Raw genomic sequence first — 18,597 nt, 5'->3', positions numbered from 1 at the left:
TGCTCAGGGGAGTCGGTGGAGGGGGTGCTCCCACCGGAGGGCTTGCTGGTCGCCGATCCAGTAGGTGTGCGCCTCCTTGGTGATGTGGAGGCGGACGCTCGCGATGTCGGGGCTCCCGGCGTCCCGCCAGGCGGTCAGAGTCTCCTCGACCGCGTCCCACAGAGCCAAGGGGCCGCCCTGGCGGACCGTCCAGCCTTCGGTGTCCTCGGTGAACGCGGTGAACGACTCCCGCTCGGCGTCGAAGAGGTAGAGGTTCTCGGTGCCGTCGCCAACCGTTGCGCGAACGAATTGTGCGCCGGGAACAGCGAGTTGGGCCAGGAAGGCGGGCATCCACTCCCCCAGCAGCACGGGCGGGATCCTGGCAGGGCGCTCGGTGTCCGCGTAGGCGGTGCGAGCCGACAAGTCACCGGCCAACGGGGGCAGGGCCTGTGCACGGGCGTGCATGAAGGAGGAGCGGCCGATGATCTGTCCCTCTGCCGAACCGTCGTCGTTCACGGCGACCTTGGCGAGGCCCGTACCGTACGGCCAGGAGCCGATCGTGGCGAGGATGATCCCGCCGGGCCTGGTCTGGCGTACCCAGGTGTACGGGATACGCCGTACCGCGCAGGTGGCGATGACACGGTCATAGGGCGATCGGGCCGGATGGCCGAGCAGTCCGTCACCGGTGACCGTCCACGTGGAGTGCCCGGCCACTTCCAGAGCCGCATCCGCGCGGGCGGCCACCTGGGGGTCGACCTCGACCGTGGTCACGTTGTCGTCGCCGAGACGGTGGCACATGAGGGCGCTGGAGTAGCCGGTACCGGTGCCGATTTCGAGGACGGAATCGTCGTCGGCTACGTCGAGTTGTTCCAGCATTCCGACGACCGTGGTCGGGGTGGTGGAGGACGAGGTGGGGACACCGGTCACGAGTCCGGTTGTCCGGTCGGCGGTGAGGTGGCCGTCGAGCTGTGTGACCAGCGACTCGTCGCGGTAGGCGATCCGGGACCACTCCGACGGGGGCGTGCCGAGCGCGGTCACCGGCTGCCAGAGTCCGCCGTCGGTCGGCAGGAACACCCCTGGATTCAGGAAGAGTTCGCGCGGCACCTCTTCGACGGCCGGCCGCCACGGTGACTCCGGTCGCAGCACACCGGACGCCGTCAGCCGGTCGGCGAGTGCACGGCGCTCAGGGGCGGTGTCCATCAGGTTCTCCCAGGTTTTCCTTGGATCAGCAGATCCGCGAATGCGGCGGCCATCCCCAGGCCGGTCTTCTCCTCCAGCCAGCCCCATTGGCCGTTCGGGTTCAACTCCAACCAGTGGAATGCACCGTCGCCGTCCAAGGCGATGTCGAAGGATCCGGAGGCGAGCCCGAAGTGGTCCAGAACAGCGTGCAGCGCCTTCACCAGGCGGTCGGGGAGACCGACGACGGCGTAGGAGAGTGCGTCGTAATCCGTGCGCCAGTCCAACAGAGAGGAGTCGATCCGGACGCCGAACACCCGGCGTCCGACAACCAACACCCTTAGGTCGGCGACCTTCTCTACACGGACCTGGAACAGGTGAGGGGCTGCGCGAAGGGTGTCGTCGATCTCGTCGGTGACCACCGGTTCGGCCCACGAGGTCATGGGAACCCCGTCACGCTCGTACGGTGTCCATCGCAACGTCTTGGCGACGACCGGACCGTGCGCCGCGATGAACTGGCGTGCTGTGTCAGGGTCGTTGGTGACCAGGGTGGGCGGGACGCTCAGCCCCAGTCGCTGGGCGACGGCGAGTTGGGCGGGCTTGTAGTCGGCAGCCGCGTCCCGGTGGGGATGGTTCACCCACAGGGGACCGTCGAGGGCGTACAGGATGCCGCCCAACCCGTAACGCACCTGCGCGAGGGCGTAACGGGCGTCTGCGGCCTCCAGGTGATCGAAGGTGGGCCAGCCGGGACGACGCCAGTACACCGCCCGCGCGTGCTCCAGGGCGGCGGTTCTCGACAGGGTACGGAGCTGTCCGGCCACGGGGGCCGGGAGGCATCCGAACCGGGCCGATACCGTCAAGTCGGCGCCGATGTCAGCAGGGTTGAAGCGGACCACCTCGACACCCTTGCGGTTGAGTTCGGCGATCACCATGTCAGCGGTCAGGTCGAGTGGTTCGGTGGCCACGAGGACGGGCCCGTCGGTCTCGGTCATGCGCGTCAGTCCTGCTGGGAATCCTGGTCGGAGCCTTGGTCGTTCTTCGAGTCCAGGTTCGTGACGGTGCTCGTCGAGGTGGCGGAACTGGTGCCGTGCTTGCCCATCTCGACGACCTGACCGCCGGCGTCACGAAAGACGCCGGCCTGTGTGTCCGGATCGACCGTGACCGTGGTGAACGGCATTTTCACCGTGTTCGGGTACGGCCCGAGTCGGCGGAGACCCCAAGGACGGTGAGCTGCTGTCCGCGCTGCGGTCTGCATGGTGTTCCTCCAGTGCCGAACGCCGTTCCATGTGGATGTGCCGACCGTACGAAGTCGTGGGCGCGGTACTCCACGAACTTGCATCGACTTGCACGTCAATTGGCATGGCTGACGGCGCCATTGACGCTGTATCCGCAGTTCAGCAAAGCTGGTGCAAGTCACAGCAAGCACTCGAACCCGGGAGCCGAGCATGGCCGTAGAGTTCGTCGGAATCGACCCCGACACCGACCTGGACCACTGCCCCACGGTGTGGGTGGACGCGGAAGCGCAGGAGATCTTGTTGCAGGGGTGGAAGCCGAGCAGCGAGACTCAGGCGGAGTGCGAGACGAGCAGCCCCGCGAACGGCGGGGTGCCGGGCAGCGAGGCCATCGTCAGGATTCCGGCTCGGATGATCCCGATGATCAGGGAGGCGTGTGATGCCGTCGAGCGTGCCCGGCTTCGCTGAGCTGCTTGGCCGGTGCGAGCGGTCCGCCTTCCATCTGGAGCTGCGCGACTCCTACGCCTCGACGGAGCGGTTCGAGGCGTGGAAGCGGGGTGAGCGGATCAACTGGGCGGACCGCGAAGCCTGGTGGCATCCCTTCTACCAGTCGATCACGGACGCGGCTGCCCGCGGCATTACGATCCGCCGCGCACGGGTGGTCTCCGAACCCGTGTCGGAGTACATCCGCTGGGAGCACTACGTCACGCAGGCCAATGTCACGGCAGGTGAGGAGGTTCGGTGGCTGCCACGACGGCGGGCCACGAACATCCCTCTTCCCGGAAACGACTTCTGGCTGTTCGATGGCGCGCTGCTCCGGGTGCACCACTTCTCTGGTGACGGAGTGGTGGTCGAGGACGAGTTCACAGCAGACCCGGAGGCCGTGAAACTGTGCTCGACCGCCTTCGAGACGGTCTGGGAGCGCGCGATACCTCACCACCTGTACAAGATCTGACGGAAAGCCAGTTCCATGCCCCCGCATCCCTCTTCCAACGTCCAGAAGGCACGCGAAGGCCTCGCCGGCCGTCTGCGCGATATTCGGAAGGATGCCGGGATCAGCGGCCGGGAACTGGCTGTCAGGTGCGGCTGGTCGGAGTCGAAGTCGTCCCGGATCGAGAACGCCAGGACTCCTCCCTCCGACGCGGACATCTCTGCGTGGTGCCGGGCCTGCGCCGCTGAGGCTCAGGCCCCTGATCTGATCGCGGCGAACAGGCAGTCCACCGACGCCCATGTGGAGTGGAGGCGGCTCCAGCGCAGCGGTCTCCGTCTCCTTCAGGAGTCCGTGGTCGGCCTCTACCAACAGACCAGGATGTTCCGCGTCTACGTGTCCGATGTCGTCCCCGGATTCCTCCAGACACCCGGATACGCCACCGCACTCCTGTCCTCCATCGCGGACTTCCGGGGGACTCCGGACGACGTGAGCGCTGCGGTGGCGGCCCGCATGAGACGCAACGCCGTGCTGAGCAACGGCTCCCGGCGGTTCTCGTTCGTACTGGAGGAGTCGGTGTTGCGATACCGGCTCTGCAGCGCCGAGACCATGGCGGCGCAGCTCGGCCATCTACTCGGGGTCATGGATCTCCAGAACGTCGCGGTGGGCATCGTCCCGTTCTCAGCGCAACGGACTGTGTGGCCCATGCCCACGTTCACGATCTTCGACGACAGCAGGGTGCACGCGGACTCGCTGGATGCCGCTTCCGCTCTCACCCGGCCGAGCCAGGTCGAGCTGTACACCCGAGCATTTGAACGGCTCTCTCAAGGGGCCGCGAGGGGTGCGGCGGCGCGTTCTCTGATAGCGGGTGCGTTGTCGTCCTTGGAGTGAATCGGACGAGGTCCGGGAAGTCAGCGGTGGGGGTGCCGCTTCAGCGCTTCGACGAAGGCGGTGAAGGCGGGGGCCAGGAAGGTGAGGGTGGCGCTGAAGGGGGTTTTCGTGTCGCGAACCGCTATGCGGGTCGGGGTGTTCGCGATCTCCACGCAACTGTTGCCGTCGCCCTCGCCGGAGTAGGACGACTTCCGCCAGTTGTCCATGCGTTGCCTCACAGCTCTTTCTCCAGCTTGTGGATGAATCCGCGCGACCGTTCGGGTTCGAGTGACGCGGCCTCCACTCTACGGAAGCTTGTTCGGTAGGTAGTGAGCTGAGCCTCGGAGTCGATGAGGACCGAGCCATGGGGCGCATCACGGACCACGGTGTCCAGCTTCGACAGCGGGCCGCCACATACGTCATCGTGCTTGAGGCTTTGGCGAAGTCGTCCAGGTCGAAAGGAACGACACGCAGGGTGACGTGATCCGCTTCGGAAAGCTCAAGAAGCTGGCGGAGTTGGGCCCTTGTGGTGGCGCGGTCACTGACCCTGAAACGCAGCGCAGCCTCGTGAATGACAACCTCGTGCGGGATGACGACCTGCTGGCGTCCTCCCAGAGGGGACCATCCTGCACGAAGAGTGACATTGCAGCGCAAAGTGTCATACTTTCCGAGCTGCACACTCCTGCTGGCGAAGGTCCCCGCGCACTGCCCGACTTCGAAGACCCCGCGACCGGCCACGACCAGTCACACCCCAGCACACGACAGCCCTGCTCCGACTCTCAATCTGAGTCTGCACGGCTGGACAGGCACTCCCCTATCCGTCAAAGTGCCGTGTCGTTCGCGTTAGACAGCCACCGCGCGAACGAGCATCGTGCCTTCAGCCGCGCCCTCCGGTGGATCGATCAAGGACACCGACACGTCGGCGAATCCGTGGCCGGTGAGGAGGCACTCCCAAGCACCCGGACTGTGATCGTGCCGCATTCCCGCCGTGCCTGGTCGTAGGGCTTGGCCATCCGCGGGGAGGTGTGAGAACGCCAGGGTGCCGCCCGACGTCATGCGGGACCGGATCAGTGGCAGCAGCGTGTCCGGATCGACGAACCACACGGCACCGAAGATCGAGAGCACGACATCGAACCTCTCGTCGGTGTCGTTCAGGAACGCCGTCGCCTCCGCAGTACGGAACTCAAGGCCCGGCAGACCACTCCAGCGTTCCTTGCGCGACCGCCTCGCGGGTGGGTGCTACGTCCACTCCGAGACCGCTTGCACCCAGGGTCACCAGATGGGCCAGATTGCTCCCGCTCCCCGACCCGAGTTCCAGTACACGGCGTCCGGCCACGGGACCCAGAACGCTCTCGTCCGGCCCGTGATCGGCGTACTGGGTCCAGTTCAGCCAGGTCGTATCGCCCTTGGTGTTCACAATTCCGCGTGGCTCACTCCCGACCGCGCACCTGTCCCAGGACTCAGCCAATGACATGCGGTGATCCTTCCTGACAAGAGGGGCCCACCCCCAACGTACGAGGGCAGGCCCCAACTCGCCCGCTGCTCACTGCTACTTGGGCGAGTCATGACACCCGGCGTGACACTGGTTGCAGTCGGCCACATCCGCACGTCCGGCAGCGACCCCATCAGATCCGGGTCGAAGAAGCACTTCACGTCATCCCACAGCAGGTCGGCCACCCCGCCATGCCGCCGGGGCCGCCGGCCCGACGCACCTCCGTTTCCCTCTGCCAAAGGCACAGGGACGCCCCCCACATCACAATCCGGTCACACCCCCTTGTTAACTCCCATGTAATCGATTCCAATCCTCCGTGTAATCGATTCCACGAGGAGGTGGAACGGCGATGGCGAGCATCAAGGACGTCGCCGCCGAGGCCGGGGTCTCCGTGGCCACGGTGTCGCGGGTGCTGAATGATCATCCGTCGGTCAGTGACGACGCACGTACCCGCGTGCTGGCCGCCGTCGAGACGCTGGACTACCGTCCGAACGCCGTCGCCCGGTCGCTGCGCACCGATCAGACCCGCACCCTCGGGCTGGTCATCAGCGATGTGCTGAACCCTTACTTCACCGAGCTGGCCCGCTCCGTCGAGGAGGAGGCCCGCGCCCTCGGGTACAGCGTCATCATCGGCAACGCCGACGAGCGGCCGGAGCTCCAGGACCACCACGTGCGGACGCTGCTGGACCGTCGTATCGACGGACTGCTCGTGTCCCCGACCGACGGCGGCTCCCCGGGCATGCTGGACGCCGCCCGTGCCGGGACCCCCATGGTGTTCGTGGACCGGTGGATCCCGGGGCTCGACGTGCCCGTCGTGCGGGCCGACGGTCGCGCCGCGATCCGGGATCTCGTCGCGCATCTGCACCGGCTCGGGCATCGCAGGCTCGCCATCATCGCCGGCCCCGCCGCCACGACCACCGGCAGTGAGCGCGTCGCCGCCTTCCGGGACGCGCTCGCCGAGTACGGGATTCCGCTCCCCGACGAATACATCGGGCAGGGCGACTTCCAGGCCGAGAGCGGGCGGCGGGTGACTGACGGGTTTCTCGATCTGACCGAGCCGCCCGAGGTCGTCTTCGCCACCGACAACCTGATGGCGCTCGGCGCCCTGGACGCCGTACGCGCGCGTGGGTTGCGGGTTCCCGAGGATCTCGCGCTGGCCGCGTTCGACGACATCCGGTGGTTCGTGCACACCGATCCGCCGATCACCGCGATCGCCCAGCCGACCCCCGAGTTGGGGCGGGCCGCCGTGCGCGCCCTCGTCGACCGGATCGAGGGGCGGGTGCCGGAGTCCGTCACCCTTCCCGCCCGGCTGGTCGTGCGCCGCTCGTGCGGTGAACCGGGCCCCGCGCAACCCCCTGTTGGAAGTGTTGAAACCGTTCGAAGGAGCAAGTCGTGAGCAACGACGACGAGTTGCTGCGCATCGAGGGCATCCGCAAGACCTTCCCCGGTGTCGTCGCGCTGGACGGCGTCGACTTCGATCTGCGCCGGGGCGAGGTCCATGTGCTGCTCGGTGAGAACGGCGCCGGCAAGAGCACCCTCATCAAGATGCTCTCCGGTGCCTACCGTCCCGACGGCGGTCGCATCCTGGCCGGTGGCGAGGAGGTGCGCATCCACAGCGCGCAGGACTCCGCGCACCTCGGGATCGCCACCATCTACCAGGAGTTCAACCTCGTTCCCGATCTGACGGTCGCCGAGAACATCTTTCTCGGGCGGCAGCCGCGCCGGTTCGGGATGATCGACCGGAAGCGGATGGAGGCCGACGCCGCCGTGCTGCTGGAGCGCGTCGGCGTGAACGTGTCTCCGCGTGCTCGCGTCCGTGAACTCGGTATCGCCCGGCTCCAGATGGTCGAGATCGCCAAGGCGCTGAGTCTCCACGCGCGTGTGCTGATCATGGATGAGCCCACCGCCGTGCTGACCTCCGAAGAGGTCGAGAAGCTGTTCTCCATCGTGCGTCAACTGCGCGCCGACGGGGTCGGGATCGTCTTTATCACCCATCATCTTGAGGAAATCGCCGCCCTTGGTGACCGCGTCACCGTCATCCGGGACGGGAAGAGTGTGGGGCAGGTGCCTGCCTCCACCTCCGAGGACGAGCTCGTACGGCTCATGGTCGGGCGGTCCATCGAGCAGCAGTATCCGCGTCAACGGGCCGACACCGGCGGTGCGTTGCTCTCCGTCGAGGGGCTCACCCGGGACGGTGTCTTCCACGACATCGGCTTCGAGGTGCGGGCCGGGGAGGTCGTCGGGATCGCCGGGCTCGTCGGGGCGGGTCGTACCGAAGTCGTACGGGCTGTCTTCGGGGCCGACCCGTACGACCAGGGGACCGTGAAGGTCGGCGGCTCCGCGTTGCGCGGGCATGACGTCAACGCGGCCATGACCGCGGGGATCGGGCTCGTGCCCGAGGACCGCAAGGGGCAGGGGCTCGTTCTCGACCAGTCGGTGGAGGAGAACCTCGGGCTCGTCACCATGCGGGCCGCGACCCACGGCGGGCTCGTCGACCTCAAGGGGCAGCGGGTCGCGGCCGCGCGGATCGCCGAGCAACTGGGCGTACGGATGGCGGGACTCGGGCAGCAGGTGCGGACGTTGTCCGGCGGCAACCAGCAGAAGGTCGTCATCGGCAAGTGGCTGCTGGCCGACACCAAGGTGCTGATCCTCGACGAGCCGACGCGCGGGATCGACGTCGGCGCCAAGGTCGAGATCTATCAACTCATCAATGAACTCACGGCCGCCGGCGCCGCCGTTCTCATGATCTCCAGCGATCTGCCCGAAGTCCTCGGCATGAGCGACCGGGTGCTGGTCATGGCCCAGGGGCGCATCGCCGGCGAACTCTCCGCCGAACAGGCCACGCAGGACTCCGTGATGGCACTCGCCGTCAGCACACCCGGCACACCCGGCACATCAACCCAAGCAACTACCGCTCCAGCGACCACCGCTGATGCACCTACCGCTGTGGAGGACCACCGTGGCCACTGACACGCTCAAGAGCACGCCGGGCGCGACGGGCGCGAGTGGCGCCTCCGGGATCCGCCGACTCCTGCTCGACAACGGCGCGTTGACCGCGCTCATCGTCCTCGTCATCGCCATGTCGGCGCTCTCCGGCGACTTCCTCACCACCGACAACCTCCTCAACGTCGGTGTCCAGGCGGCCGTGACCGCCATCCTCGCGTTCGGTGTCACCTTCGTGATCGTCTCGGCGGGTATCGACCTGTCGGTCGGTTCGGTGGCCGCCCTCTCCGCCACCGTGCTGGCCTGGAGCGCCACGCAGCACGGTGTCCCCGTCTTCCTCGCGGTGATCCTCGCGATCGCCACCGGCATCGCGGCCGGTCTCGTCAACGGCTTCCTCATCGCCTACGGCAAACTCCCGCCGTTCATCGCGACGTTGGCGATGCTGTCGGTGGCGCGCGGGCTTTCGCTGGTGATCTCGCAGGGCTCGCCGATCGCCTTCCCCGACTCGGTCTCGCACCTCGGTGACACGCTGGGCGGCTGGCTGCCGGTGCCGGTCCTGGTGATGATCGTGATGGGGCTGATCGCCGCGTTCATCCTCGGGCGGACGTACATCGGGCGGTCCATGTACGCGATCGGCGGCAACGAAGAGGCCGCGCGGCTCTCGGGGCTGCGGGTCTCCAAGCAGAAGCTCGCGATCTACGCCCTGTCCGGCGTGTTCGCCGCCGCCGCGGGCATCGTCCTCGCCTCCCGGCTCTCCTCGGCGCAGCCGCAGGCCGCCGACGGCTACGAGTTGGACGCGATCGCCGCTGTCGTCATCGGCGGCGCCTCCCTCGCGGGCGGCACCGGCAAGGCGTCCGGCACGCTCATCGGCGCGCTGATCCTCGCGGTGCTGCGCAACGGCCTCAACCTCCTTTCGGTATCGGCCTTCTGGCAGCAGGTCGTCATCGGTGTCGTCATCGCGCTCGCCGTCCTCCTCGACACCGTGCGCCGCAAGGCGGGCGCAACTCCCGTCACTGGAGCCGGTGTTGGTGGCGGCAAGGGCAAGCAGGCGACGACCTACGCCCTCGCCGCCGTCGTCACCGTCGCGATCGTCGGTGCGACCTCCTTCCTGCACAACGACTCCTCCACGTCGTCCAAGCCCAAGCTCGGCCTCTCCCTCTCCACGCTCAACAACCCGTTCTTCGTGCAGATCCGGGCCGGTGCGCAGGCCGAGGCGAAGAAGCTGGGCCTGGACCTGACCGTCACCGACGCGCAGAACGACGCCTCGCAGCAGGCCAACCAGCTGCAGAACTTCACCAGTTCGAACTACGGCGCGATCATCGTCAACCCGGTGGACTCGGACGCGGCGAGCAACTCCGTGAAGGCCGCCGACAAGGCGAAGATCCCGGTGATCGCGGTCGACCGGGGCGTCAACAAGGCGGCCGTGGACACCCTCGTCGCCTCCGACAACATCGCCGGTGGTGAACTCGCCGCCAAGACCGTCGCCGAAAAGCTGGGCGGCACCGGCAAGATCGTCATCCTCCAGGGCCAGGCGGGTACTTCGGCGGCGCGCGAGCGGGCCGAGGGCTTCGCCAAGGGGCTGAAGGCCTACCCCGGCATCCAGGTTCTCGCCCAGCAGCCCGCCGACTTCGACCGCACCAAGGGCCTCGACGTGATGTCGAACCTGCTCCAGGCCCACCCCGACGTCCAGGGCGTCATCGCGGCCAACGACGAGATGGCCCTCGGCGCCATCAAGGCGCTCGGTTCCAAGGCGGGCAAGTCCGTCTCGGTCGTAGGCTTCGACGGCACGCCCGACGGGCTGACCGCCGTGAAGCAAGGGACGCTGTACGCGTCCGTGGCGCAGCAGCCGAGCCAGTTGGGCAAAATCGCCGTGGACAACGCGCTGCGCGCGGCTCAGGGCAAGAAGGTGGAGACGACGGTGAAGGTGCCCGTGAAGGTGGTCACCCAGGAGAACGTCGCCGGTTTCACCGGCTGACAGCGGACCGGTCACCACACCAAGTCACCACTGTGGGGAGTCACTTCATGTACGACTACGACCTCCTGGTCGTCGGATCGGCCAACGCCGATCTCGTGATCGACGTCGAGCGGCGGCCGGGCGCCGGCGAGACGGTCCTCGGTTCCGACCTGGCCGTGCACCCCGGCGGCAAGGGCGCCAACCAGGCGGTCGCGGCCGCCCGGCTGGGTGCCAGTACGGTCCTGCTGGCCCGGGTCGGCGACGACGCGTACGGCAGGCTGCTGCTCGACTCGCAGCGGGCGGCCGGGGTCGACACGGTGGGCGTGCTGGTGGGCGGGGCGCCGACCGGGGTCGCGCTGATCACGGTGGATCCGTCCGGCGACAACAGCATCGTCGTGTCACCGGGGGCCAACGGGAAGCTGTTCCCGGTCGACATCCAGGCCGCCGCCTGCCTCTTCCACGCCTCCCGCGTGGTCTCCGTACAGCTGGAGATCCCGCTGGAGACGGTCGTGGAGGTCGTACGGAGTCTGGCGCCCGACAGCCGGTTCGTGCTGAACCCGTCGCCGCCCCGGCCAATCCCCTCCGAAGTCCTGGCCGCCTGCGACCCGTTGATCGTCAACGAGCACGAGGCGCGGGTGATCCTCGGGGACGCGTGTGTGAGCGAACGGCCCGAGGACTGGGCGCGGATCCTGCTGGCGAAGGGGCCGCGTTCGGTCGTCGTGACGCTGGGTGCGGAGGGCGCGCTGGTGGCCTCCAAGGACGGGGTCACCCGGGTGCCGTCCGTGAAGGTGGACGCCGTGGACACGACGGGCGCGGGCGATGCCTTCACGGCAGCGCTGGCCTGGAAGCTGGGTACGGGTTCGTCCCTCGCCGAGGCCGCGGCGTACGCGGCGCGGGTCGGGGCGGTGGCCGTCACCAGGAAGGGCGCGCAGGAGTCCTTCCCGACGGCGGACGAGGTCGCCGCGCTGTGAAGAAGGCAGGAATCCTCAACCGTCATCTCTCCGGTGCGCTGGCCGAGTTGGGGCACGGGGACGGGGTGCTGGTGTGCGACGCCGGGATGCCGATCCCGGCCGGGCCCCGGGTGGTGGACCTGGCGTTCCGGGCCGGGGTGCCGTCCTTCGCGGAGGTGCTGGACGGGCTGCTGGCCGAGCTGGTGGTGGAGGGCGCGACGGCGGCACGTGAGATACGCGGCGCCAACCGGGCCGCCACCGCCCTCCTCGACGCGCGCTTCCCCGACCTGGACCTCGTCTCCCACGAGCAGCTCAAGGAGCTGTCGGCGGGCGCGCGGCTGATCGTCAGGACGGGCGAGGCGCGGCCGTACGCGAATGTGCTGCTGCGGTGCGGGGTGTTCTTCTGAAACCAGGGGGCCGGGCCGGGACACATTCGAGGGGGCCCGGTCCGTCGACCAAGCCCCCTCGGCTATTCCCCTCCAACATCAGGACCCCTCAAGATCCCCCCAGATCCCCCTCCAAGAGTCCTGATGCCAAGTAGGACCCGCGGACTGCGGGGAGGGTTGTACGCCGTCTTGAGAATTTTTCAAAACGGCTTCCGGACGGCTGCCGGCCGGTCTCCAGGTGCCGATGAATCGGGGCAGACGTAGCGTTTCAGGCATGAGCGAAGACTCTGCTACGGCCTTCCAGGGCGCCGTCCTCGACGAACTGGGCGGCGACAAGGTCCAGGAGATCGCGGGCCTGCTGGGGACGGACGAGGCGGGCGCCAGGGAGGTCGTCGGTACGACGGTCTCGGCACTGTCCGGCGAGGCGGCGACCGTCGAGACACCCCAGGAGGCTCCGCTCCAGGGCGTGGCCACGCTGGGCGGTTTCGCGACCGGTGGGCTGATGGCCGGGGTGCTGGCCAAGGCGGCCAAGCCGGTGGCGGACGCGGTGGCCAAGAAGACGGGCCTGCCGCCGGCGACCGTGGCCCGGGTCGTCGAGATGCTGATCCCGGTGGTGCTGACGGTGCTGACGAAGCGGGCGGCGAAGAAGAAGTAGGCCCTGCGGGTGCGGGCCGGGCGGGTACGGCATACTCCTGACCTCCTGCCCCACCCCGGATCGGACGGGGTGGGGCAGGGCTCAGGGGTACTTCAGGGGTGTTTCGGCGCGGGGCGGCCGACGTCAGCGGACGGTGACCGAGACCGCCTTGGAGACGGTGGCTCCGTCCTTGACGCGCAGGACCGAGACGCCCTTCTTCTGGAACTTGTCGGTCAGCTTGTAGGCGCTGTGGTTGACCTTGGCGGTCACGGGCAGGGACTTCCAGCTCGCGCCGGACTTGACCTGGAGGGTCACCTTGGAGCCCTCCTTCAGACCGGCGGACTTGCCGGTGAAGGTCACCACGTCGCCGAGCTTCACGGTGGTGCGGTTGGCCTTGAGCGTGATGCTCGGCGCCGGGGCGGGCGCGGCGACGGCGGCGGTGGCACCGGCGGCGACGAGCGCGGCGGAAGCCAGGGAGACGGCGGCGATACGCACGTTCACAGATAACTCCTTGTTCGATTCCGAGAATTACTTCTCTTATGCGGCTCTCAGACTTCTCTCATGCGAGAGAAAGCCCGGCCCACCGCGTTTCCGGGATTTCTCCCGGCCTCGCGGCGAGCACGATCCTATAGACACGACCTGGGGAGATACGGTTCCGGAAGGCTCCGAAAAAGAAGAATCGACAGCTCAGTCACAGGAATTGCGGCCATTACACACGCCGTGATCTGCATTTATTAAAGAGACCTGTGTGAAGGCGACTCTCACATTCCGCCGCCGGACATGAAACTGCCCCGCCGGACGAATCTCCGATGCGGGGCAGAACTCTCAGACGGTGACGAACTGCCAATGCTGGGCGGCGCTGCCGTCACAGGCCGCCAGTCTGGTCGCCACGGAATCGGCCACGCTGGAGCTCACCACCCACAGGCACTGCTGGTCGAGGAGCCGCGACCGGAGCTCGTTCCACTCGAACCCGGCGGGTACCGCCCGCCACTGCTGGCCGGTCGCTCCGCTGCAGGTGTTCACCACGGTGACGGTGAACAGGAAGGGCTGCATGCACAGGCCGCTTTCCTTGCTCACCAGGTAGGAGTAGCCGTCGCCGGTGGACACCGCCGTCCACAGCTGGTTGTCCGTTCCGGTGCACCTGTACTGCTGGACCCCGGCCAGCGGTTTGGGGTCCTCGCGCCTGACGTCCAGGCACTTGCCGCTGTTCTGGTTGACCACCTTGAAGTACGCGCCGGCCAGCGCCGAACCGGCCGGTTGGGCGCTGGCGGTGCCCGCGCCGCCGATCACCACGACCGCCAGGAGCGCCAGGAGCGCCCCCGCGCGTCTGCAGATACTGGAAACGGCCATCTCATCCCCCCGTCGGACGGCCGCGACGGCTCCGTGCCCCCGCGATGCCGGACCGTCCGCGGGCAGTGTGTACGTGCCGCGAGTGGCCTGTCCCGCCCCGTTCCGGCCAACGGAACCGCCCCACCCCGCCGGAGCGGAGCGGGGCAGGCCACGGACCCGTCAGTCCGCCGTGTGTTCCACGAACCGCGCCGCCGTCTCCGCCAGGACCTCGCGGCCGTCCCGTGCCCACAGGCCGTCGTTGAACAGCTCGACCTCGATCGGGCCGGTGTATCCGGCGGCCTCGACGTACGACTTCCACTCCCGCATGTCGATCGCGCCGTCCCCGATCTGTCCGCGTCCGTTGAGGACGCCCTCGGGCAACGGGGTGGTCCAGTCGGCGAGTTGGAAGGTGTGGATACGGCCGCCCGCGCCCGCCCTGGCGATCTGCGCCGGAGCCTGGTCGTCCCACCAGATGTGGTACGTGTCGACCGTGACGCCGACCTGCTGCGCAGGGAAGCGCTCGGCGAGGTCGAGGGCCTGGGTGAGCGTGGAGACCACGCAGCGGTCGGAGGCGAACATGGGGTGCAGCGGCTCGATGGCCAGCCGTACGCCCCGCTCCTCGGCGTAGGGCCCCAACTCGCCCAGCGCGTCGGCGATCCGCTCGCGCGCGCCGTGCAGATCCTTGGAGCCGGCCGGGAGACCGCCCGACACCAGGACGAGGGTGTCCGTGCCCAGCGTGGCGGCCTCGTCGACCGCCTTGCGGTTGTCGTCCAGGGCGGCGGCGCGTTCGGCCGGGTCGAGCGCCGTGAAGAAGCCGCCCCTGCACAACGTTGTCACCGTGAGGCCCGCGTCGCGGACCAGCTTCGCGGTGGCGTCCAGGCCGTACGACTGGACCGGCTCGCGCCACAGGCCGACGCCGGGGACGCCCAACTCCAGGCAGGCGTCGACCAGTTCGGGCATGCTCAGCTGCTTCACCGTCATCTGGTTGATGGAGAAGCGGGAGAGGTCGGCGGCGCTCACTGGGTCACTCCGTACAGGGACAGCAGGTTCTTCATCCGTTCCTCCGCGAGCTTCGGGTCGGGGAACAGGCCCAGGCCGTCGGCGAGTCGGTAGGCGTGGGCGAAGTGCGGGAGGGAGCGGGCGGATTGGAGGCCGCCGACCATAGTGAAGTGCGACTGGTGGCCCGCGAGCCAGGCCAGGAAGACCACGCCCGTCTTGTAGAAGCGGGTCGGGGTCTGGAAGAGGTGGCGGGACAACTCGACGGTGGGGTCAAGGAGTTCGCGGAAGCCTGCAGTGTTCCCGGTGTCCAGGACGCGGACCGCCTCCGCCGCCAGCGGGCCGAGCGGGTCGAAGATGCCGAGCAGGGCGTGACTGAAGCCCTGGTCGTCGCCCGCGATCAGCTCGGGGTAGTTGAAGTCGTCGCCTGTGTAGCAGCGGACGCCCTGGGGCAGTCGGCGCCGGATGTCGATCTCCCGCTGAGCCTCCAGGAGCGACACCTTGATGCCGTCCACCTTGTCGGGGTGGGCCGCGATGACTTCGAGGAACGTGTCGGTGGCCGTGTCGAGGTTCGACGAGCCCCAGTAGCCTTCCAGCGCCGGGTCGAACATCGGGCCCAGCCAGTGCAGGACGACGGGTTCGGTGGCCTGGCGGAGGAGATGGCCGTAGACCTCGAGGTAGTCCTCGGGGCCCTTCGCGACGGCCGCGAGCGCCCGCGAGGCCATCAGGATGGCCTGCGCGCCCGACTCCTCGACGAGGGCCAACTGCTCCTCGTACGCGGCCTGTACGTCGGCCAGGGTGCCGCCGGTGATCTGGTCGGTGCCGACACCGCAGGCGATACGGCCGCCAACTGCCTTGGCCTCTGCGGAACTTCGGCGGATCAGCTCGCTCGCGCCCGCCCAGTCCAGGCCCATGCCGCGCTGGGCGGTGTCCATCGCCTCGGCGACACCGAGGCCGTGGGACCAGAGGTGGCGGCGGAAGGCGAGGGTGGCGTCCCAGTCGACGGCGGCGGGCGAGTCGGGGCTGGTGTCGGCGAACGGGTCCGCGACGACGTGCGCCGCCGAGAACACCGTACGAGAGGTGAAGGGGGTGCCGGAGGTGACGGCGAGGGGTTCGGAGCGGGGCTCGTACGCCGTCAAGGCCCCTGATGTGTCCGGGAGTTGGATGGTCACAGCGAGATCTCCGGGACGTCGAGGCGGCGGCCCTCGGCGGACGACTTCAGGCCCAGCTCGGCGAGCTGGACGCCGCGGGCGCCGGCCAGCAGGTCCCAGTGGTAGGGGGCGTCGGCGTAGACGTGGCGGAGGAAGAGCTCCCACTGCGCCTTGAAGCCGTTGTCGAAGTCGGCGTTGTCGGGGACCTCCTGCCACTGGTCGCGGAAGACCTCGGTGGCGGGGATGTCGGGGTTCCACACCGGCTTGGGGGTGGAACTGCGGTGCTGGGCACGGCAGTTGCGCAGACCCGCGACCGCCGAACCCTCCGTGCCGTCGACCTGGAACTCGACGAGTTCGTCGCGGTTGACGCGGACGGCCCAGGAGGAGTTGATCTGGGCGATGGCTCCGCTGTCGAGTTCGAAGATGCCGTAGGCGGCGTCGTCGGCGGTGGCGTCGTAGGGCTTGCCGTTCTCGTCCCAGCGCTGCGGGATGTGGGTGGTGGCGATGGCCTGGACGGACTTGACGCGGCCGAACAGCTCGTGGAGGACGTACTCCCAGTGCGGGAACATGTCGACGACGATGCCGCCGCCGTCCTCCGAGCGGTAGTTCCACGACGGGCGCTGGGCGGCCTGCCAGTCGCCCTCGAAGACCCAGTAGCCGAACTCGCCCCGGATGGAGAGGATCCGGCCGAAGAAGCCGCCGTCGATGAGGCGCTTGAGCTTGAGCAGGCCCGGGAGGAACAGCTTGTCCTGGACGACGCCGTGCTTGATGCCGGCCGCGTCGGCGAGGCGGGCCAGCTCCAGGGCGCCGTCGAGGCCGGTCGCGGTCGGCTTCTCGGTGTAGATGTGCTTGCCCGCGGCGATCGCCTTCTTGAGCGCCTCCTCGCGGGCCGAGGTGACCTGGGCGTCGAAGTAGATCTCGACGGTCGGGTCGGCGAGGACCGCGTCGACGTCCGTGGAGACGTTCGCCGGGTCGAGCCCGTGCTGCTCGGCAAGCGCCTTCAGCGCGTGCTCGCGGCGGCCGACGAGGATCGGTTCGGGCCACAGCACGGTTCCGTCGCCGAGGTCTAGACCACCCTGCTCTCGCAGTGCGAGGATCGAGCGGACGAGGTGCTGTCGGTAGCCCATTCGCCCGGTCACGCCGTTCATGGCGATACGCACCGTCTTGCGTGTCACGTGTTCCCCTTCGTCCGCATACGTCTCAACAACGCAGCAAGCGCTTTCTATATATGCAGAAGCTAGCCTTTGCACATAGGTCTGTACAAGACCGTGATGGGGTCGAGTTGTTCGAGGGGGCGAACGACAGGGGTGTATGGCCTTATCGTCTGCTCGGACGGGGGCTTCCTTTGAGCAACCTATGCACAACGGCGTACGACAAGATGCGCGACCGGAGGACGAACGACATGACGGTGACCCTGGCGGACGTGGCGGCCCGCGCCCAGGTCTCCCCCGCGACGGTGTCGCGCGTACTGAACGGCAACTACCCGGTCGCGGCCACCACCCGCGAGCGGGTGCTGCGCGCGGTCGACGAGCTGGACTACGTCCTCAACGGTCCCGCGAGCGCGCTCGCGGCGGCCACCTCCGACCTCGTCGGCATCCTGGTCAACGACATCGCCGACCCCTTCTTCGGGATCATGGCGAGCGCGATCCAGGCGGAGATCGGGGGGCCCGGCGGACGTGCGGGCGGGGAGCGGCTGGCTGTGGTGTGCAACACAGGGGGCTCTCCGGAGCGCGAGCTGACGTATCTGACCCTGCTGCAGCGGCAGCGGGCGGCGGCCGTCGTCCTGACCGGTGGCGCCATGGAGAACGCGCCGCACGCGGCCGCCGTCGCGGCGAAGCTGCGGAAGCTCGGGGAGGCCGGGACGCGCGTGGTGCTGTGCGGGCGCCCGCCGGCGCCGGACACGGGGGCGTTCGCGCTGACCTTCGACAACCGCGGGGGCGGCCGTGAACTGACCGAGCACCTCATCGGCCTCGGCCACCGCCGCCTCGGCTACATCGCGGGCCCGGAGGAACGGACCACGACCCGGCACCGCCTGGAGGGCCACCGCGAGGCGCTGGCCGCGCACGGCATCGCGGAGGACCCGCGGTGGACCGTGCACGGCCGCTACGACCGCCGGTCCGGCTACGAGGCGACGCTCGAACTCCTGCGCCGCGACCACGGCCGTCGACGCCGTGGTCGCGGCGCAGGAGTTCGAGCGTCGCCTCGTAGCCGGACCGGCGGTCGTCGGCCGTGGTCGCGGCTTGACGGCCGTGGTCGCGGCGAACGACTCCGTCGCGGTGGGCGCGTGCGCGGCCCTGCGCGAATCCGGCCGCCGCATCCCGGAGGACGTCTCGGTCGCCGGCTTCGACGATCTCCCGTTCAGCGTGGACGCGGTGCCTTCTCTTACGACGGTGCGGTTGCCGCTGTCGGAGGCGGGCGCGCGGGCCGGACGGATCGCGATGGGGCGCGAGGAGCCGCCGCCGGGCGGGATCGCCACGGTTCGCGGGGAGTTGATGGTGCGGGGGTCTTCGGGGGTGCCCCGGAAGTAGCGCCGCCGGCGCCTCCAGAGGGGACCTGCTCCAAAAAAGTGTGTCACTT

19 protein-coding genes and 2 pseudogenes are annotated in these 18,597 nt (G+C 68.7%); 10 read left to right on the top strand and 11 right to left on the bottom strand.

Annotated features, from left to right (window positions below; all coding sequences use genetic code 11):
* Window positions 1-3 precede the first annotated feature (3 nt).
* The 3 genes from tgmC to tgmA are packed head-to-tail and all read right to left on the bottom strand — an operon-like array spanning window position 4 to window position 2,410.
* On the bottom strand, window positions 4-1,179 hold the full coding sequence (tgmC, locus tag JHN45_RS20925; protein WP_201050015.1) for an ATP-grasp peptide maturase system methyltransferase: 1,176 nt from the start codon (window positions 1,177-1,179) through the stop codon (window positions 4-6).
* A complete protein-coding gene (gene tgmB, locus JHN45_RS20920; protein ID WP_201050014.1) occupies window positions 1,179-2,147 on the bottom strand; it encodes an ATP-grasp ribosomal peptide maturase in 969 nt (322 codons plus the stop codon). The genes tgmC and tgmB overlap by 1 nt, the downstream gene beginning before the upstream one ends.
* Window positions 2,148-2,152: 5 nt before the next feature.
* Complete coding sequence (gene tgmA / locus JHN45_RS20915; RefSeq protein WP_201050013.1) at window positions 2,153-2,410, bottom strand: putative ATP-grasp-modified RiPP; 258 nt, start codon at window positions 2,408-2,410, stop codon at window positions 2,153-2,155.
* 190 nt (window positions 2,411-2,600) lie between these two features.
* Here tgmA and JHN45_RS20910 point away from each other — a divergent pair, with 190 nt between their 5' ends.
* From JHN45_RS20910 to JHN45_RS20900, 3 genes are read left to right on the top strand one after another with little or no spacing between them, the layout of a single operon-like run.
* Complete coding sequence (locus tag JHN45_RS20910; protein WP_200711951.1) at window positions 2,601-2,855, top strand: hypothetical protein; 255 nt, start codon at window positions 2,601-2,603, stop codon at window positions 2,853-2,855.
* Complete coding sequence (locus JHN45_RS20905; protein ID WP_200711952.1) at window positions 2,827-3,342, top strand: DUF6879 family protein; 516 nt, start codon at window positions 2,827-2,829, stop codon at window positions 3,340-3,342. Before JHN45_RS20910 ends, JHN45_RS20905 begins: the two co-directional genes overlap by 29 nt.
* 15 nt (window positions 3,343-3,357) lie before the next feature.
* Complete coding sequence (locus tag JHN45_RS20900; RefSeq protein ID WP_201050012.1) at window positions 3,358-4,206, top strand: helix-turn-helix transcriptional regulator; 849 nt, start codon at window positions 3,358-3,360, stop codon at window positions 4,204-4,206.
* 20 nt (window positions 4,207-4,226) lie between these two features.
* On the opposite strand, the gene JHN45_RS20895 is transcribed toward JHN45_RS20900, so the two are convergent.
* The 3 genes and pseudogenes from JHN45_RS20895 to JHN45_RS53050 all read right to left on the bottom strand — a co-directional run bounded on the left by JHN45_RS20895 (window position 4,227) and on the right by JHN45_RS53050 (window position 5,310).
* Entirely contained in the window at window positions 4,227-4,412 is a 186-nt protein-coding gene (locus tag JHN45_RS20895; RefSeq protein WP_201050030.1) for a DUF397 domain-containing protein, read from the bottom strand.
* Window positions 4,413-4,420: 8 nt separating this feature from the next.
* Window positions 4,421-4,791: pseudogene (locus tag JHN45_RS53055) on the bottom strand (Scr1 family TA system antitoxin-like transcriptional regulator); the annotation flags it as partial.
* A 237-nt stretch (window positions 4,792-5,028) separates the two neighbouring features.
* Entirely contained in the window at window positions 5,029-5,310 is a 282-nt protein-coding gene (locus JHN45_RS53050) for a hypothetical protein (RefSeq protein ID WP_236583883.1), read from the bottom strand.
* A gap of 716 nt (window positions 5,311-6,026) precedes the next feature.
* Between JHN45_RS53050 and JHN45_RS20885 the strand changes: the two genes are divergently transcribed.
* The 6 genes from JHN45_RS20885 (at window position 6,027) to JHN45_RS54070 (ending at window position 12,565) form a co-directional block, all read left to right on the top strand.
* Window positions 6,027-7,073, top strand: coding sequence for a LacI family DNA-binding transcriptional regulator (locus tag JHN45_RS20885; RefSeq protein WP_201050011.1), 1,047 nt, complete (start codon window positions 6,027-6,029; stop codon window positions 7,071-7,073).
* Window positions 7,070-8,647 carry a sugar ABC transporter ATP-binding protein gene (locus JHN45_RS20880; RefSeq protein WP_201050010.1) on the top strand — a complete coding sequence of 526 codons (1,578 nt, stop codon included), beginning with the start codon at window positions 7,070-7,072 and terminating at the stop codon, window positions 8,645-8,647. The genes JHN45_RS20885 and JHN45_RS20880 overlap by 4 nt, the downstream gene beginning before the upstream one ends.
* Complete coding sequence (locus tag JHN45_RS20875) at window positions 8,637-10,595, top strand: substrate-binding domain-containing protein (RefSeq protein ID WP_201050009.1); 1,959 nt, start codon at window positions 8,637-8,639, stop codon at window positions 10,593-10,595. The genes JHN45_RS20880 and JHN45_RS20875 overlap by 11 nt, the downstream gene beginning before the upstream one ends.
* A 47-nt stretch (window positions 10,596-10,642) precedes the next feature.
* Window positions 10,643-11,545: a ribokinase gene (locus JHN45_RS20870; protein WP_201050008.1), complete on the top strand. Its 903-nt coding sequence runs from the start codon at window positions 10,643-10,645 to the stop codon at window positions 11,543-11,545.
* Window positions 11,542-11,931, top strand: a complete 390-nt coding sequence (gene rbsD / locus JHN45_RS20865) for a D-ribose pyranase (protein ID WP_201050007.1) — start codon at window positions 11,542-11,544, stop codon at window positions 11,929-11,931. The genes JHN45_RS20870 and rbsD overlap by 4 nt, the downstream gene beginning before the upstream one ends.
* 253 nt (window positions 11,932-12,184) lie before the next feature.
* Window positions 12,185-12,565, top strand: a complete 381-nt coding sequence (locus JHN45_RS54070; protein ID WP_201050006.1) for a DUF937 domain-containing protein — start codon at window positions 12,185-12,187, stop codon at window positions 12,563-12,565.
* 123 nt (window positions 12,566-12,688) lie between these two features.
* Here the strand turns inward: JHN45_RS54070 and JHN45_RS20855 are convergent, their stop codons facing one another.
* The 5 genes from JHN45_RS20855 to JHN45_RS20835 form a co-directional block, all read right to left on the bottom strand.
* Window positions 12,689-13,045 carry a hypothetical protein gene (locus JHN45_RS20855; protein WP_201050005.1) on the bottom strand — a complete coding sequence of 119 codons (357 nt, stop codon included), beginning with the start codon at window positions 13,043-13,045 and terminating at the stop codon, window positions 12,689-12,691.
* A 324-nt stretch (window positions 13,046-13,369) separates the two neighbouring features.
* Window positions 13,370-13,894, bottom strand: a complete 525-nt coding sequence (locus JHN45_RS20850; RefSeq protein ID WP_200711961.1) for an RICIN domain-containing protein — start codon at window positions 13,892-13,894, stop codon at window positions 13,370-13,372.
* Between the two features lie 159 nt (window positions 13,895-14,053).
* Complete coding sequence (locus JHN45_RS20845) at window positions 14,054-14,854, bottom strand: sugar phosphate isomerase/epimerase (protein ID WP_201050029.1); 801 nt, start codon at window positions 14,852-14,854, stop codon at window positions 14,054-14,056.
* Between the two features lie 35 nt (window positions 14,855-14,889).
* Complete coding sequence (locus tag JHN45_RS20840) at window positions 14,890-16,041, bottom strand: dihydrodipicolinate synthase family protein (protein ID WP_201050004.1); 1,152 nt, start codon at window positions 16,039-16,041, stop codon at window positions 14,890-14,892.
* Window positions 16,038-17,195 carry a Gfo/Idh/MocA family protein gene (locus tag JHN45_RS20835; protein WP_201050003.1) on the bottom strand — a complete coding sequence of 386 codons (1,158 nt, stop codon included), beginning with the start codon at window positions 17,193-17,195 and terminating at the stop codon, window positions 16,038-16,040. Before JHN45_RS20835 ends, JHN45_RS20840 begins: the two co-directional genes overlap by 4 nt.
* A 227-nt stretch (window positions 17,196-17,422) precedes the next feature.
* Here JHN45_RS20835 and JHN45_RS20830 point away from each other — a divergent pair.
* Window positions 17,423-18,548, top strand: a pseudogene (locus tag JHN45_RS20830) (LacI family DNA-binding transcriptional regulator).
* The last annotated feature ends 49 nt before the right edge of the window (window positions 18,549-18,597 follow it).

The organism is Streptomyces sp. MBT53 (genome assembly GCF_016654115.1).
Lineage (GTDB): Bacteria > Actinomycetota > Actinomycetes > Streptomycetales > Streptomycetaceae > Streptomyces.
The sequence above is the reverse complement of the archived record's forward strand: the minus strand, read 5'-3'. Positions and strand labels throughout refer to the sequence as shown.